This is a genomic window from Citrifermentans bremense, assembly GCF_014218275.1.
Lineage (GTDB): Bacteria > Desulfobacterota > Desulfuromonadia > Geobacterales > Geobacteraceae > Geomonas > Geomonas pelophila.
In genome coordinates, this window is sequence record NZ_AP023213.1 from 1,173,423 (window position 1) to 1,189,482 (window position 16,060).

Consider the following 16,060-nt stretch of genomic DNA (forward strand, 5'->3'; position numbering starts at 1 on the left):
ACCACAAAGGGGATTCAAGTTATGGCAAGGGTAACCGTAGAAGATTGTCTCGAGAAGGTGGACAACCGCTTCCTTCTCGTCATGCTCGCCTCGAAAAGGGTGAAGCAGCTTTTCAAAGGGGCAAAACCGCTCATCGACAACAGGGGCGCCAACAAGAACGTGGTCGTCTCCCTGAGGGAGATCGCCGCGGGCAAGATCGGCTGTGAAATAGGCAAGAAAGGTCGTTAAGAGACAGGAAGGGGGACTCGCTGCGCGGTCCTCCTTTTTTTCACTCAGGCTGGGGGCTAACGGCTAAAGGGGAATCAGGACCTGTTGCCGCTAGCCCCTTCTTTTTCAGCAAAGACAGGCGCGATGATAAGACTCAACGACATACTGGAGAAGGTCGCCTCCTACAACCCCGGCTGCGACCTGGATCTGCTCCGCAAGGCCTACGTCTTCTGCGCCAAGGTGCACCAGGGGCAGACCCGGCTCTCGGGCGAGCCGTACCTGATCCACCCCATGGAGGTGGCCGGGATACTCGCGGACCTGCGTCTGGACCTTCCAGCCGTGGTCACCGGGCTTTTGCACGACACGGTCGAGGACACCCTGACGACACACGAGGAGCTGGAGTCGCTTTTCGGCGCCGAGGTGGCAAGGCTCGTCGACGGCGTCACCAAGATCGGCAAGATCCACTTCAAGACCAAGGAGGAGAGCCAGGCGGAGAACTTCCGCAAGATGCTCCTCGCCATGGCCACCGACATCAGGGTCATCCTGGTGAAGCTCGCCGACCGCCTGCACAACATGCGCACCCTGCAGTACCAGCCCGAGCCCAAGCAGCGCACCATTGCCAAGGAAACGCTCGACATCTACGCACCCATCGCCAACCGGCTCGGGATCTCCTGGGTCAAGGGGGAGCTGGAGGACCTGTCCTTCCGCTACCTGGAGCCCCAGCTCTACTACGACCTGGCCGGCAAGGTGGCGAAGAAGAAACAGGAGCGCGAGAGCTACGTCACGACGGTGAAGGAGATCATCAAGAAGCAGCTGGAGGAGCACGGCATCAAGGGGGACGTCTCCGGGCGCTCGAAGCATCTCTACTCCATCTACCGCAAGATGCAGAGCCGCAACGTCGACATAGACGAGATCTACGACCTGATCGCGATCCGCGTCTCGGTGGACGACATCCGCGAGTGCTACGAGGTTTTGGGGGTCATCCATTCCACCTGGAAGCCTATCCCCGGGCGCTTCAAAGACTACATCGCCATGCCCAAGGGGAACATGTACCAGTCGCTGCACACGACGGTGATCGGTCCCTACGGAGAGCGCATGGAGGTGCAGATCCGCACCTTCGAGATGCACCGCGTGGCGGAATCGGGGATCGCGGCGCACTGGAAGTACAAGGAAGGGAAGGGGTACGACGACAAGGACGTCAAGCGCTTCACCTGGATCAGGCAGCTCCTCGAATGGCAGCAGGAACTGGACGACTCCAAGGAGTTCATGGACACGGTCAAGGTCGAGCTCTTCCCGGAGGACGTCTTCATCTTCACCCCGAAAGGGGACGTGAAGGGTTTCCCCAAGGGGTCGACCCCCATCGACTTTGCCTACTCGGTCCACACCGACGTGGGGCACCGCTGCGTCGGCGCCAAGGTGAACGGCAAGCTGGTCCCGCTCAAGTACGAGCTGAAGACTGGCGACATCGTAGAGGTGATCACCTCGCCGCACCACACCCCCTCCAAGGACTGGCTGAAGATAGTCAAGAGCTCCCGCGCGCGCAACAAGATCCGGGCCTGGGTGAAGACCGAGGAGCGGATGCGGAGCATCACGCTTGGGCGCGAGATCTGCGAGAAGGAGTTCCGCCGCTTCTCGCTCAACTTCGGCAAGCTGCAAAAGGCAGGCGAGCTGAAGAAGGTGGCCCAGGAGTTCGGCTTCATCGCCGAGGACGACCTGATGGCGTCGGTTGGCTACGGCAAGCTCTCGGTGAACCAGATCCTCTCCAAGCTGGTTCCCGCCGACAAACTCGACGCCGCCAAGGAGCAGAAGGAAACGCGGATCGGGAAGGTGATCGAGAAGCTGAAGGGGAAATCCTCATCGGCGATCCAGATCAGCGGCGTGGAAGACGTGCTGGTGCGCTTCGGCAAGTGCTGCAACCCGCTTCCCGGCGACGAGATCACCGGCTTCATCACCCGCGGGCGCGGGGTCACCGTGCACACGGCGGACTGCCCCTTCGCCTTGGCGCTGGAGCCCGAGCGTCGCATCGATGTAGCCTGGAACAAGGGGAGAAAGAGCGCGCTCCCGGTCAAGATCCGCGTCGTCTGCAACGACGAGAAGGGGATCCTGGCCAACATCGCCACCGCCATCACCAACTGCGAGGCGAACATATCCAGCGCCTCAATCCAGAGCACCCTCGACAAGCGGGGTGAGAACCTCTTCGAGGTGGACGTGACCGACCTCGACCACCTGAAGAAGGTCTTCGCCGCCATCATGAAGGTCAAGGGGGTCATCAAGGTGGAAAGGCTGAAAAGCTAGGAAAAACATACAGGAGCAGCAAGGGGGAGAGCATGAAAAAGGAGATCATCGTGACGGACCAGGCGCCCAAGGCGATCGGTCCTTATTCCCAGGGTGTGAAGGCGGGAGGGTTCCTCTTTCTTTCCGGGGCCATCGCGCTCGACCCGGCATCGGGGGAGATAGTCAAGGGGGGGATCGTCGCCGAGACCGAGCAGGTGATGAAGAATATCGGCGCGCTCTTGGATGCGGCCGGCGTAGGCTTTGGCGACGTAGTGAAGACCGTGATCTACCTGGCCGACATGGGCGATTTCGCCACGGTGAACGGGATCTACGGCCGCTTCTTCGAGGCAGCGGCTCCGGCACGGGTCACCGTCGAGGTGAAGGGGCTGCCGCGCGGCGCGCTGGTCGAGATCGAGGTGACTGCCCTCTGCGGCTAGATTGCCGGCAGGCAAAAATAAAGCCGCGGACGCATCGAGCGCCGCGGCTTTAATTGCTTTGCGGAAGATCTACTAGAGGGCCTTGGTGACGTGACCGGAGCGGATGCAGCGGGTGCAGACCTTGATGCTCCTGACGGTACCGTTTTTAACGGCCTTGATCTTCTGCAGGTTCGGGCGCCAGATTTTGCTGGTCTTGTTGTTAGCGTGGCTGACATTATTCCCGAAGCTAGGGCCTTTACCGCAAATCTCGCATATTCTGGACATTTCTTTCTACCCTCCGGTGGTTACTGAAGTCGTAATTAATAGCAGAGTCGCACTTTCGATGCAAGCAAAAAGTGGCGCACACTGCGCTTTTTTCGGGTGCTAAATCATGGCTTTATTGAAAGGGCTGTTTTCGCTCATGGTGCTGATCCTGATCGTGCTGAGCGTTTTGTTCGTGGATTTCGTCTATAAGACCTTTTCGCTGCCGCAGCGCGACGTCAAAGCCGACGCCATCGTGGTGTTGACCGGCGGCCGCGGCCGGGTCGAGGAAGGGATCAAGCTGTACCGCGCCGGCCAGGGGAAGCTCCTCTTTCTCATCGGTGTCGACCCGTTGGTGAAAAAGCACGAGCTCTACCAGGGGGCGGGGGCGGAGAACGTCTATCTGGAGAAGACGTCGAGGAACACCCTGGAGAACGCCATCTACGCCCGGGACATGATCATGAAGCACAAGGTGAACTCCATCAAGCTGATCACCTCGCGCTACCACATGAAGCGCTCCACCATCCTGTTCCGTAACGCGCTCCCCAAGGACGTCGCCATCTACCCCCATCCGGTCGATTCCAGCAACCTGAAGGAGGAGTGGTGGAACCACAAGGGGAGCTTCAAGCTCCTCTTCTCCGAGTTCTACAAGTACTGCATCCTGCGGCTCTTCTTCCTCTTCGCGCCCGGCGAGCTGAGGCCGATCCCTATAACCAATTGACAATTGACGATTGACAATTGACAACGAAACCCGAGATTGCCGGCTCAACTCTCTGTACGATAACAGCTGCAAAAAAAGGCGCCTGACAGATTAACTGTGTCAAGGCGCCTTTTAGTTCGTTGATATGTGTAGGGCTGAGGTTTGTAATTGTCAATTATCAATTGTCAATTATCAATTGGGTCTAGGGTTTACTCCGCTTTTTCCTCGATCCTGGGGAAGAGCGCCTCGGCCTTGGCGATCGGGGTGCCGGGCTTGAGGCCGCCCCAGGCAAGGTCGCTGGCTTCGGGCGCCTGCGTGCAACCGAGACAGCAAAGCCCCTTCTCGGAGGTCTTGGGCATGAAGGCGGAGAGAAGTGAGTAGACCACCCTCTGCGACTCCAGCATATAGTACATGACGGTCGCCAGGCGCTCCCTTTTCTCCGGGTCCTTGGCGAGGGTCCAGGGGGCGGTCTCGTCGATGTACTTGTTGCCGGCTGAGATGACCTCCCAGATAGCCTGCAGCGCGCGGCTGAAGGCGAGGTCCTCGATGAAGCCGTCCACCTGCTCGATCATGGCGACGGTCTTCTCGCGGTAGGCCGCGTCCAGCTCGGTCTCCTCGCCGGGGGCCTGCAGCACGCCGCCGAAGTATTTCCCCAGCATCGCGGTGGAGCGGTTCAACAGGTTCCCCAGGTCGTTGGCAAGGTCCGAGTTGATCCTGTGGACGAGCGCCTGGTGCGAGAAGTCGCCGTCCAGACCAAAGGGGACCTCCCGCAGCAGGAAGTAGCGCACCGCGTCCACCCCGTACTTGTCGACCAGCATGTTGGGCTCGACCACGTTCTGCAGGCTCTTGCTCATCTTCTGCCCTTCGACGGTCCACCAGCCGTGGGCGAACACCTTCTTGGGGATCGGGAGCCCGGCCGCCATCAGGAAGGTGGGCCAGTAGACGGTGTGGAACCTGAGGATGTCCTTGCCGATCAGGTGCACGTCGCAGGGCCAGTATTTGCCGAAGTTACCAGCTTCGTCGGGGTAGCCGAGCGCGGTGATGTAGTTCGTGAGCGCGTCGAACCAGACGTAGACCACGTGCTTGTCGTTGCCCGGGACCGGAATCCCCCACTGGAAGGTGGTGCGGGATACGGAGAGGTCGCGCAGTCCCTCCTTGACGAAGGAGATGATCTCGTTCCGGCGGCTTTTCGGCTGGATGAAGTCGGGGTTCGCCTCGATGTGGGCCAGGAGCTGGTCCTGGTACTTGCTCATCCTGAAGAAGTACGATTCCTCCTTGAGCTTCTCGGTCGGACGGTTGCAGTCGGGGCACTTGTAGTCGATCAACTGGGTCTCGGTCCAGAAGGTCTCGCACGGGGTGCAGTACCAGTCCTCGTATTCCCCGAGGTAGATGTCCCCTTTCTCCATCACCCTCTCGAAGAGCACCGATACCCCTTTCTTGTGGCGCTCCTGGGTGGTCCTGATGAAGTCGGTGTTGGAGATCTCCAGCTTCTCCCAAAGCGACTGGAAGCGCTTCATGACGCGGTCGGCTAATTCCAGCGGGGTCTCGCCGGCGGCGATGGCCGCCTTCTCCACCTTTTGCCCGTGCTCGTCGGTGCCGGTCAGGAAGAAGACGTCGAAGCCCTTGAGCCGCTTGTAGCGCGCCAGCACGTCAGCCGCCAGCGTGGTGTAGGCGTGGCCTATGTGCGGGACGTCGTTTACGTAGTAGATGGGGGTGGTGACGTAGTAGGCGGGCTTCATTGTGGTTTCTCCTTTTTTCTTTCCTTGACGTCCTGGGGCCTGTTGCGGCGCTGCTTGCCGGCGCCCTGCGGGCCTTTGCCCTTGTCGCCCTGCTGCTCTCCCTTGCCCTGCGGCTTCTTGACGCGGTCGCTGACGTTCTCGGGGCTGATCTCGTCGCCGTTCAGCGTGACCATCGAGTCGTCTCCGGTCCTGACGGTCACGGTCTGCTGCAAGACGTTCACCTTCACCACCTCGCCGTCGACGCAGCCGCACTGGACCCTCTTGCCGCACTTGGGGAGCCCCTTTCTGAGGCTGCAGTAGGTGTCGAACTCGTAGGAGAGGCAGCAAAGGAGCCTGCCGCACTGCCCGGAGATCTTGCTCGGGTTGAGCGCCAGGTTCTGCTCCTTGGCCATCTTCACCGAGACCGGCTCGAACTCGCGCAGGTAGGAGGAGCAGCAGAGTTCGCGCCCGCAGATCCCGATCCCGCCCACCATCTTCGACTCGTCCCTGACGCCGATCTGGCGCATCTCGATCCTGGTGTGGAAGGCATGCGCCAGGTCCTTCACCAGTTCGCGGAAGTCGACCCGGCCGTCGGCGGTGAAGTAGAAGATCGCCTTGCTACCGTCGAAGAGGTACTCGACCCGAACGAGCTTCATGTCCATGCCCCGTTCCTTGATCCGGGTCAGGCAGAACTTGTGCGCTTCCTTCTCTTTTGCCGTGTTGGCCGCCAAGGTCGCCAGGTCGGCGGCCTCCGCCAGGCGTTGAATCTGCTTGATCCCCTCCGGGATCAGCGCGTCGTCCACTTCGATCGGGCCTGCCACGACCTGCCCTATGCTTTTGCCGCGCTCGGTTTCCACGATGACGCGGTCGCCCGGCTTGACCGTGGTCTTGCCGAGGGCGAAGTCGTAGAGCTTGCCAGCTGTGTTGAATTGTATCCTTGCGATCTTAGCCAAAAAATCCTCCAAAAGAGAAACAGGGCTGAGAGTCCTGTCGTTTGCTGTGTCGGTACTGCTTTGCCCGCCTGCTAGCCGATGCCGGCGGTTCTGCTGCATCGTCAAGTTCCAATCGCTATCTGAAGCTGCCGCAAGCTAGCGCGCCGCAAGCTTCATGAAGAAAACCTCCAGGGCGAGCCGCGCGTTCACGTTGCGGGCGAGCATCCGGCGCATGTTCATCAACTGCTCGATCAGCTCCATCACCCGTACCTCGCGGCAGCGGGACGCCTCCCGCTCCACCAGTAGCGCGAGGTCGGCGTTGGCCAGGGCCTCCGGGGTGGAGCGGTAGATCAGCACGTCCCTCAAGAAGGAGAGGAGCAGTTCCAAAAGCCCAGGAAGCCCCTCCTTGTCGGCGGCGAACTCCTCGGCCGCGGCAAAAACCTTGGCGATATCTTTCAGCTCCAGCGCCAGCACCCGCTCCAGGAACCTCACCCTTCCTTCGAGCACGCCGTCGGTGGCGATCTCGATCCCCCTTTTCAGGCTCCCGCCGCAAAGGGTAGCCGCCAGCCGCGCCGCTTGGGCCGGGAACTGATCCCTCACCAGGCGCTCCTCGATGAGCGCGGCCGGAAGGGGGTGAAAGGTGAGCGCCTGGCAGCGCGACAGGATGGTCTGCAGCACCGTCGAGCGCTCCGTGGTGATCAGGATCATCAGGGCGTTGCCCGGCGGCTCCTCCAGCGTCTTCAAAAGCGCGTTTCCGGAGGCGAGGTTGAACTTGTCGGCCCCGTCGATGATGCACGCCTTCTTGGGGGCCTCGAAGGGTCGGTAGGAGAGCTCCTTTTGCAGCTCCCGCACCTGGTCTATCTTGATGAACGCCCCGTCCGGCTCCAGCAGGTGCAGGTCCGGGTGCTGCCCCGAGGCGATCTTGCGGCAGGAGGAACAGACACCGCAGGCCTCGTCGCGGCCGCAGAAAACCGCCTGCACGAAGGCCAGGGCGGTCTTCTTCTTCCCGCACCCCTCGATCCCGGAGAAGAGGTAGGCGTGGGAAACGCGGTTCATGGCGATGGAGCGCCTGAGCACGGATACGGCAAGATCCTGGCCGATTACCTCGGAAAAAGGCATCTAGCACCCTGCCTTGATCGGGGTGAGCCCCGCCCTGGAGAGGCTCTCAATCCTCTGGCAAAGTGCTTCCTGCACGAGCAGTCCGGTCTGCTGTACGTCACCGGAACCGTCGACGACCACGAAGCGCTCCGCAAAGGCGGCGGCCAGGGTCAGATAGCCGTTGCGCACCTTTTGATGGAAGAGGAGCGACTCGCGCTCAAAGCGCTCCTCCTTGTCCCCGCTGGTCGCCTCGATCCGCGCCAGCGCGCGGGACAGACCCACCTCCACCGGGCAGTCGATCAGCACGGTGAGCGCCGGTTGCACGCTCCCGGTGGCGAGCCTGTTCAGCTCCTCGATGACGGCCAGGTCGAGCCCCCTGCCGTGCCCCTGGTAGGCCACGGTAGCGTCGGTAAAGCGGTCGCAAAGAACGGTCTCGCCGCGCTCAAGCGCCGGCACGATCACTTCCTGCACGTGCTGCGCCCGGGCCGCGGCGTAAAGAAGCAGTTCCGCCAAGGGTGTGATGGCGCTGTTTTTCGCATCCAGCAGGATGGCGCGCATCTGGTCTGCAACCGGGCAGCCCCCCGGCTCGCGGGTCACGGTCACCTTTTCGCCCATCGCCTCGAGGCGTTCCTTCAAAAGCCTCAACTGGGTCGTCTTGCCGCACCCTTCTATACCTTCAAATGTAATGAAAAAGCCCATAGCGCCGTTCTCATGATCCTTATAAAATCACTGAATTATAGGGGAGGGGTGATGAATATGCAACATATATCTGGGTTCAAAACCGCCCGGATGGCGCCTTGGCCGCAGATTTCGCACAGGTGCGTCGAGCCTTCCGACCGCGGGCTTCTGATGCTGCAGGCGACAGCTCGGAGAGATTTTAGACCGGCATGCCAACTTTCTGCTAAAGACAGCGACTGCATATGTCGAATGGGGACTGGAACATTAGTGAAGCGTTCTGGCGTACAAGTCCAAGGAGGAGCACAGCATGTTCCAGACTATCAAGGCGAGATTGATTGCATTGGTTGCATTGACCGCCATCTTCATGACACTGATCGCGGTAAACAGCTTGATAGAGTTGCGACGCGAGAACGAGATAGCGAAGGTCATGTACCAGGAGAGCATGGTGGGCATGAACTACCTCGCCAAGGTGGGCGTGCTGATGCGGGAAAACAGGATACAACTGTTGCTGGCCATCCAGCACGACCCCTTGCTTGAGACAAGCAAGCTGCACGATCATCCCGTGACGCTGCACCTCGATCCGGTGAAAAAGAACATAGAGGAGATCACGAAGATCTGGGCTGCGCATGTAAAACTGATGGACAAGAACGACCCGGAGGAGGCGAAACTTGCAGAGGAGTACGCGGCGAAGAGGGGGCAGTTCGTTAGGGAGGGGTTGAAGCCATGCATGGCTGCCGTCGAGGCGGGTGACTTTCATATGGCGGTGCTCGTCACCCTTTCGAAGATCAATCCTCTGGCGAAAGAGGCCACGGCATTGGCGGATAAGCTGGTCGACGCGCAGTACAAAAATGCAGGGATTCATTATAAAAAAGCCGAAGCTGCCTACCGTCGCTCGGTGACCACCACGATATCCCTGCTGGTGCTGACCATCGGGTTTGGAGCGGTAGTTGCCTTCTTCGTGATCCGCGGTATCACCCGCTCAAGCGGCAGGCTTGCGGAGGCAGTCGACCGCATGGCCGGGGGTGACCTTACGACCAGGATCGACGGGATGGCCAAGGACGAGATGGGGCGCATCGCCACCGCGTTCAACGCCATGTCCGAAGCGTTTTGTGGCATGATCGACCAAGTCGCCCAGACTTCCGGACGCATAGCCACTGCTGCCTCCCAGGTCCACAGCACCTCGGAGGCGATGGCTGCCGGCGCCGAGCAGGTGGCGTCCCAGGCAACCACGGTCGCCACGGCCGGCGAGGAGATGTCGGCTACCTCGGGGGACATCGCGGTTAACTGTGGTATGGCGGCAGAGGCGTCACGTCATGCCAGTAGCCAGGCGACGGACGGCGCCGCGGTCGTGCAGGGCACGGTAACCATCATGAACCGCATCGCGGAGCGCGTGAAAAGCACCTCCACCACCATAGGAAGCCTGGGAGAGCGCTCGGACCAAATCGGAGCGATCATCGGAACCATTGAGGACATCGCCGACCAGACCAACCTGCTGGCGCTTAACGCCGCCATCGAGGCTGCCAGGGCGGGCGAGCAGGGGCGCGGTTTTGCCGTGGTCGCCGACGAGGTGCGTGCACTGGCTGAACGCACCACCCGCGCCACCCGCGAGATCGGCGACATGATCAAGGCGATCCAAAGCGAGACCAGGGCGGCCGTCGTGGCCATGGAAGAGAGCGTGCAAAACGTGGAAAGCGGGCGCGCCGAATCCGACCGTTCCGGCGCCTCCATCCAGGCGATACTCGATCAGATAGGTGAAGTCACCACCCAGATCAATCAGATCGCCACCGCGGCCGAGGAGCAGACCGCGACCACCAGTGAGATCAGCAACAACATGATGCAGATCACCGCAGTGGTCCAGGGGACCGCGCGTGGAGCCCATGAATCGGCGCAAGCCGCCCGCCAGTTGAGCCTGATCGCCGAGGACCTGCAGCGCATGGTGGGGCAGTTCAGGCTCCGCTAGAACGAAGCGACAGCGAAAGGCCGGGCAGGGGCTCCTGCACGGCCTTTCAGCCTGTCTTGTCCCGCCGGTTCCCTTCTCTCGTCATCCCGACACTACTTCCCTTTACTCCTGACACGATCCCTCGCAGCAGATGGCTATTGCCTGCCGCAACCCTTTGCCTTATAGTTACGCCCATTAAAACCATGAGAGCAGGTTTTCGTTATGAGCGACATGCAGCATGACCCCTTGGAGGGGATCGAAGGGCGCCTGGGCTACCGGTTTCGCGACCGCGCCCTTTTGGTGGAGGCACTGACCCATCGCACCTACGTCAACGAGGCGGGGGGGAGGGACAACCAGCGCCTCGAGTTCTTCGGCGACGCCGTGCTGGACTTTTTGCTCTCCGACATGTTGCTGGTGCGTTTTCCGGAGAGCCGAGAAGGGGAGCTGACCCGGATCCGGGCGGCGCTGGTGGACGAGGCGAGCCTGGCCAGGATCGCCTCCGAGCTGGACCTGGGGCAGGCGCTGCGTCTTGGGCGCGGCGAAGAGAAGGGGGGAGGGAGGCTGAAACGCTCGCTTCTGGCCGACGCCTTCGAGGCGCTTTTGGCGGCGCTCTACCTCGACGGCGGTCTCGATCCGGCGCGCCGTGTGGTCGAGGCGCTTTTCGCGCCGTTTCTGTCCTGCCGCGACCTCCTTTCGGGACGCGACGCGAAGACCGAGCTGCAGGAAAAGGGAAGGCTCTTGAAAGGCGAGCTCCCCCGCTACCAGTTGAAGCAGGTCACCGGTCCGGACCATGACAAGCGCTTCACTGTCGAGGTCTACCTGGGCGAGGAGCTGATGGGGGAGGGGGTAGGGAGGACCAAGAAGGAAGCGGAGCAGGACGCCGCGCGCGCCGCCTTTCTCCTTTTGAAGGGGGAGGAATGAGCGTGGTGGTACCCTTCTTCATCCCGCACCTTGGGTGTCCGCACCGCTGCGTCTTCTGTGACCAGGAAAAAGTGGCCGGCTCCACCGGAGGGCTTCCTTCCCCGGACGAGCTCGTGGCGCGCGTCGCGCAGTACGCGGAAAAGGCCCGGGGGAGGGAGCTGGAGGCCGCCTTCTACGGCGGGACCTTCACCGCTTTGCCCCGCCCGGACCAGGAGCGGCTCCTCTGCCCGCTGCAGCCCCTACTGGCGGCGGGCACGCTGAACTCGCTGCGTGTCTCCACCAGGCCCGACGCGGTCGACGACGACACAGCCTCCTTTCTCAAGGAGCACGGCGTCGACACGGTTGAGCTCGGGGTGCAGTCCATGGACGCAGAGGTTCTGGGGCTTTCCGGGCGCGGCCATGACGCCGCCGACGTTGAGGCCGCGGTCGCGGCGCTGAAAAAAGCCGGCATCGCGGTCGGCATCCAGCTCATGCCGGGGCTTCCCGGCGATTCCCCGGCGCTCTCGCTCGACTCGCTGGCGCGCGTTTTGGCGCTTTCCCCCTCCTTTCTGCGCATCTACCCCACGCTGGTCATCTCGGGGACCGAGCTTTCCCGCATGTACCTCGCGGGAAGCTACACGCCCCTCTCCCTGCCGCAGGCCGTGAACCTGTGCAAGGATATGCTCGTAGCGGCGAACCGGGAGAGCGTCCAGGTGATAAGGATGGGACTGCAGCCTACTGCCGAACTGGAGGCGCCTGGAGTGGTTCTTGCCGGTCCCTACCACCCGGCGTTTCGCCAGCTGGTGGAGAGCGAGCTCCGCTTCGACCAGATGAGCCGGCTCCTGTCGGACGTTCCCCGCGGCAGCCGGGTCAGCTTCGTGGTGCCGCGCGGGAAGACCTCCGATCTCGTGGGGCAGAAACGGGAGAACCTCTCCCGGGTCTCGCGGCTCTTCGCGGCCGAGGTGGTCGCGGTGCGGGAGGATTCATCTCTTGCGCCCGGCTCCCTGTTGCTCGAATGGGAAGGAAGGTCAATGAGCATCGGCCTGTGACAGGTCGGCGACACGAAATCTAGCCGTTTTTCCTCCGAGGCCGCACTCTTCCCTATTCGCTTTCGTCCAGCTGTGCAAAATTAAGCTTCGGTGTATACTCTCTCCTTGTGTCCAAACCCAGGTCCTGCGTGCAAAGAGCTTTCCTTTCAGCACCTTTTCCCGTATCTTGTACCGCTTCGATCAGTTGCAATAGAATCAGGAGGCATGGAAATGTCAGAGAAGAAGTTCCGTTCCGGGTTCGTCTCCATAGTGGGGCGCCCAAACGTAGGTAAATCCACGCTGTTGAACCGGATCCTGGGTGAGAAGCTGATGATCACCTCGGACAAGCCGCAGACCACCCGGAACCGCATAAAGGGGATCCACAACGTGCCCGGGGGGCAGATCGTCTTCATCGACACCCCGGGGATACATCGCGCCAAGAGCCGCCTCAACAAGTTCATGGTCGAAGAGGCCCTCTCCTCGGTACAGGGGGTGGACCTGATCCTCTTCCTGGTCGACGGCGCGGTCGATCCGGAAAAGGAATCAGGCATGATCAAGGAGGTGCTCTCCGGGGTCGACGCACCGGTGATACTGGTCCTTAACAAGATCGACCTCATCCCCAAGGGCGAATTGCTGGGGCGGATGTCCTGCTACGGCGACACCTATCCTTTCAAGGAGATCATCCCCGTTTCCGCAGGGACCGGAGACGGAGTGGAGCAGCTGGTAAAACTGGTGCACGGTCTGCTCCCCGAGGGGCCCTGCTACTTCCCTGACGACATCCTGACGGACGTCCCGGAGCGCTTCATCGTCGCCGAGATCGTTCGCGAAAAGATCTTCCGGCTCACCCACGACGAGGTCCCCTATTCCACAGCGGTCGTCGTCGACAGCTTCAAGGAGCGCGAAAACGGCGTGGTGGCCATCTCCGCCACCATCAACGTGGAGCGGGAGTCGCAAAAGGGAATCATCATCGGCAAGAAGGGTGACATGCTGAAGCGGATAGGCACCCAGTCCCGGCAGGAGATCGAGCGCCTGCTGGACACCAAGGTGTTTCTCGAGCTCTTCGTGCGGGTGAGCGGCGAGTGGAGCGACAACAGCCGGATGCTCAAGGAGTTCGGCTACGAGTAGGGCGCTGCCGCGGGACCCGTTGCGGCGCGGCTTTCGCCCCCTGAGCGTGCCATTTTGCGGGTCTCTCCCAACCGGCCGGTCAAAAATTCTCGTGCCGCCGCTGTTCTTGTGAAATATAACGTTGTTTATGGAAAATGGGCTCTGTTCTCGTATACATATACTATTGTCCCGTAAGTACTGTGGTTTTTGTACAGATAAACGTTCTAAAATATTAGATTTCTTTTTTTTGACAAAGGTCATGTCCGCGTGTAATGTGCTCCGCTATTATCGCTACGCCATATCGCGGCGCTTTTTCGCTAAATGGCTGACACTATAATGAACGGCAAGGAGAAGAGAACATGGCACTAAAGAAATATGCCGGCTACGCCTGGAACCTGATCAGCTTGGTTGGCATGATACTGGCCGTCACCGCGACCGGTCTCATCATCGGTTTCCTTTCTTACGAGGGGATCACCGGGGTGGAGAAACCTTACCTCGGTCTGATGACCTACTTCCTCTTCCCGGGGATGCTCATCGTGGGCCTGATCCTGGTCCCGCTGGGTGCGTACCTGGTGCGGGAGAAGAGGCGCAAGCATCCCGAGGCGCAGATCAATCCGTTCCCGAAGGTCGACTTCAACGAGCCGCACAAGCGTCACATGTTCCTCTTCTTCGTGGTTGCCAGCATCGGGTTCGTACTCATAGTGTCGGTCGCCTCCCTCAAAGGGTACGAGTTCACCGAGTCAACCACCTTCTGCGGCGAGCTTTGCCACGTGGTTATGGAACCGGAGCACGTCGCCTGGAGCAACTCGCCGCACGCCAAGGTGAAATGCGTCGAGTGTCACGTGGGTCCGGGAGCGGCCTGGTACGTCAAGGCGAAGATCTCCGGCATGAGGCAGCTCTACGCCGTGCTCTTCAAGACCTACCCCGAGACCATCGGCACCCCGATCGACAACCTCCGTCCGGCCAGGGACACCTGCGAACACTGCCACTGGCCCGAGAAGTTCTACGCCGGGCGCCAGAAGGTGTTCTACCACTACGCGCCCAACGAGGAGAACTCCCCGCGCGAGATCAACATGCTGATCAACATCGGCGGCACCCCCAAGAGCGAGCATGCCAAGGGGATCCACTGGCACATCGGCCAGGAGGTCACATACATCGCCACCGACAAGCAGCGCATGAACATCCCCTACATCGCGGTCAAGGAGAAGGACGGCAGGATCACCGAGTACATGGATACCGAGAAGCCGCTGAGCAAGGATGAGGTGGCCAAGTCCCAGAAGCGCGTCATGGACTGCCTCGATTGCCACAACCGCCCGGCCCATATCTACCGCGCCCCCGGCATCGAGATGGACGAGGCCTTTGCCGCAAGAAGGATCGATAGCAGCCTGCCGTACCTGAAGAAGGTTGCCGTAGAAATCGTGACCAGGCCCTACGCCAAGAAGGAAGAGGCCAAGGCCACCATCGCGAAGGAGCTTCCGGAGTACTACGCCAAGAACTACCCGGCGATCGCCAAGAGCAAGCAGAAGGAGATCGAGCACGCGGTCGTAGTGGTTCAGGACATCTACAACAGGAACTTCTTCCCGAGCATGAAGGTCTCCTGGAACACCTATCCAAACCACATCGGGCACTTCTACACCCCGGGCTGCTTCCGCTGCCACGACGGCAAGCACAAGACCGCGGCAGGCAAGGTCATTTCCAAGGACTGCAACATGTGCCACACCGTGCTGAGCCAGAAGCAGGAGAACATCCCGGCCGGCACCCAGGTGAAGGAGTTCGTGCACCCGGTCGACATCGGCGACGAGCTCTTCAAGGCCAACTGCAGCGACTGCCACGCAGCAGGCGGGGAGGACGTCCCCGGCGGCGAGCAGCACGCGAAGCACTAGCTTCTTCAGCAGGAACTAGAAAAAGCCCCCGGGGAAATCCGGGGGCTTTTTTTGTGGTCGTTCCGGCTGAGCACATCCCTCCCCCTCCCCCTCTCCCAGAGGGTGAGGGGGAGACTTCGACATTATTAGAAGGGCGATCCGGCAACCCGCCAGTAACACTGATGCTTTTTCTACATTAACGATCTTGTTTCTTGGCACTAAGGGTGCTATAAATTTTTTCCAGTCCCTACACTGGAGTGACAGATGTTGATGAAGGCGTCGGAAGTGGCCACGCTGCTCAAGGTGGACGAGAGCGTGGTGGCCAAATGGATCAAGAAGGAGAAGCTGCCGGCCACCATGGTGCAGGGGAGCTACCGGATCAACCGGGTCGATCTCCTGGAGTGGGCGACCGACCACGGGATCAAGGTGCCGCCCGAGCTCTTCGAGGCGGCGCAGGCTGACATCGTGCTGCCGCCCCTGAGCCAGGCACTGGAGGCGGGCGGGGTGCACTGCGGGGTCCCCGGGGACGACAAGCTTTCGGTGTTGAGAAACGTGGTGAACCTGATGAAGCTCCCCCCCAGGATGGACCCGGAGTTCCTGCTCCAGGTGCTTCTGGCCCGGGAGGCCCTGGGGACCACGGCCATCGGGGACGGGATCGCCATCCCGCACGTTCGCAACCCGATCCTCCTGCAGGACAAGCCGGTTCCGGCCATTTCCCTCTGTTTCCTGGAGCACCCCGTCGATTTCGGCGCGCTCGACGGGGAGCCGGTGCGCATTCTCTTCATGTTGACAAGCCCTACCGTGAAGGTGCACCTGCACCTTTTGTCCCGGCTGGCCTACGCCCTGCATGACGCGGAGTTCAGGGCCACTTTGAACCACGCCTGCGACCCCGCGGCCATCCTGGAAGCCGCCCGGCGCTTCGAGCGCGGCAAGAGGAGCTGAT

Annotated in this window: 15 protein-coding genes; 10 read left to right on the top strand and 5 right to left on the bottom strand. The window is 61.1% G+C overall.

Annotated elements, in window-relative coordinates; all coding sequences use genetic code 11:
* The first annotated feature begins 21 nt into the window (after positions 1-21).
* From rpoZ to GEOBRER4_RS05085, 3 genes are all read left to right on the top strand, one after another.
* On the top strand, positions 22-228 hold the full coding sequence (rpoZ, locus tag GEOBRER4_RS05075) for a DNA-directed RNA polymerase subunit omega (RefSeq protein WP_085813544.1): 207 nt from the start codon (positions 22-24) through the stop codon (positions 226-228).
* Positions 229-351: 123 nt separating this feature from the next.
* Positions 352-2,502: a RelA/SpoT family protein gene (locus tag GEOBRER4_RS05080; protein WP_185244498.1), complete on the top strand. Its 2,151-nt coding sequence runs from the start codon at positions 352-354 to the stop codon at positions 2,500-2,502.
* A gap of 32 nt (positions 2,503-2,534) precedes the next feature.
* On the top strand, positions 2,535-2,918 hold the full coding sequence (locus GEOBRER4_RS05085; RefSeq protein WP_185244499.1) for a RidA family protein: 384 nt from the start codon (positions 2,535-2,537) through the stop codon (positions 2,916-2,918).
* Positions 2,919-2,990: 72 nt separating this feature from the next.
* Here GEOBRER4_RS05085 and rpmB read toward each other — a convergent pair whose 3' ends face one another.
* Positions 2,991-3,182, bottom strand: coding sequence for a 50S ribosomal protein L28 (gene rpmB, locus GEOBRER4_RS05090; protein ID WP_012531640.1), 192 nt, complete (start codon positions 3,180-3,182; stop codon positions 2,991-2,993).
* A gap of 106 nt (positions 3,183-3,288) precedes the next feature.
* Between rpmB and GEOBRER4_RS05095 the strand changes: the two genes are divergently transcribed.
* Positions 3,289-3,879 carry a YdcF family protein gene (locus tag GEOBRER4_RS05095; protein WP_185244500.1) on the top strand — a complete coding sequence of 197 codons (591 nt, stop codon included), beginning with the start codon at positions 3,289-3,291 and terminating at the stop codon, positions 3,877-3,879.
* A 188-nt stretch (positions 3,880-4,067) separates the two neighbouring features.
* Here GEOBRER4_RS05095 and metG read toward each other — a convergent pair whose 3' ends face one another.
* The 4 genes from metG to tmk all read right to left on the bottom strand — a co-directional run bounded on the left by metG (position 4,068) and on the right by tmk (position 8,305).
* Positions 4,068-5,597 carry a methionine--tRNA ligase gene (gene metG, locus GEOBRER4_RS05100; RefSeq protein WP_185244501.1) on the bottom strand — a complete coding sequence of 510 codons (1,530 nt, stop codon included), beginning with the start codon at positions 5,595-5,597 and terminating at the stop codon, positions 4,068-4,070.
* The gene (locus GEOBRER4_RS05105; RefSeq protein WP_185244502.1) at positions 5,594-6,529 is read right to left on the bottom strand and encodes a PSP1 domain-containing protein; all 936 of its coding nucleotides are present in this window, start codon (positions 6,527-6,529) and stop codon (positions 5,594-5,596) included. Before GEOBRER4_RS05105 ends, metG begins: the two co-directional genes overlap by 4 nt.
* 135 nt (positions 6,530-6,664) lie before the next feature.
* Positions 6,665-7,627 carry a DNA polymerase III subunit delta' gene (gene holB / locus GEOBRER4_RS05110; protein ID WP_185244503.1) on the bottom strand — a complete coding sequence of 321 codons (963 nt, stop codon included), beginning with the start codon at positions 7,625-7,627 and terminating at the stop codon, positions 6,665-6,667.
* Positions 7,628-8,305 (bottom strand): dTMP kinase, encoded by a 678-nt coding sequence (gene tmk / locus GEOBRER4_RS05115; RefSeq protein WP_185244504.1) that lies wholly within the window; start codon positions 8,303-8,305, stop codon positions 7,628-7,630.
* A gap of 286 nt (positions 8,306-8,591) precedes the next feature.
* Between tmk and GEOBRER4_RS05120 the strand changes: the two genes are divergently transcribed.
* From GEOBRER4_RS05120 to GEOBRER4_RS05145, 6 genes are all read left to right on the top strand, one after another.
* Positions 8,592-10,244, top strand: coding sequence for a methyl-accepting chemotaxis protein (locus GEOBRER4_RS05120; protein WP_185244505.1), 1,653 nt, complete (start codon positions 8,592-8,594; stop codon positions 10,242-10,244).
* A gap of 201 nt (positions 10,245-10,445) precedes the next feature.
* Positions 10,446-11,144 (top strand): ribonuclease III, encoded by a 699-nt coding sequence (rnc, locus tag GEOBRER4_RS05125; protein WP_185244506.1) that lies wholly within the window; start codon positions 10,446-10,448, stop codon positions 11,142-11,144.
* Positions 11,141-12,172 (top strand): elongator complex protein 3, encoded by a 1,032-nt coding sequence (locus GEOBRER4_RS05130; RefSeq protein ID WP_185244507.1) that lies wholly within the window; start codon positions 11,141-11,143, stop codon positions 12,170-12,172. Before rnc ends, GEOBRER4_RS05130 begins: the two co-directional genes overlap by 4 nt.
* 210 nt (positions 12,173-12,382) lie before the next feature.
* Positions 12,383-13,276 (top strand): GTPase Era, encoded by an 894-nt coding sequence (era, locus tag GEOBRER4_RS05135; RefSeq protein WP_185244508.1) that lies wholly within the window; start codon positions 12,383-12,385, stop codon positions 13,274-13,276.
* A gap of 338 nt (positions 13,277-13,614) precedes the next feature.
* Complete coding sequence (locus tag GEOBRER4_RS05140) at positions 13,615-15,138, top strand: NapC/NirT family cytochrome c (RefSeq protein ID WP_185244509.1); 1,524 nt, start codon at positions 13,615-13,617, stop codon at positions 15,136-15,138.
* A 243-nt stretch (positions 15,139-15,381) separates the two neighbouring features.
* Entirely contained in the window at positions 15,382-16,059 is a 678-nt protein-coding gene (locus GEOBRER4_RS05145; RefSeq protein WP_085813531.1) for a PTS sugar transporter subunit IIA, read from the top strand.
* Position 16,060: the final 1 nt, after the last annotated feature.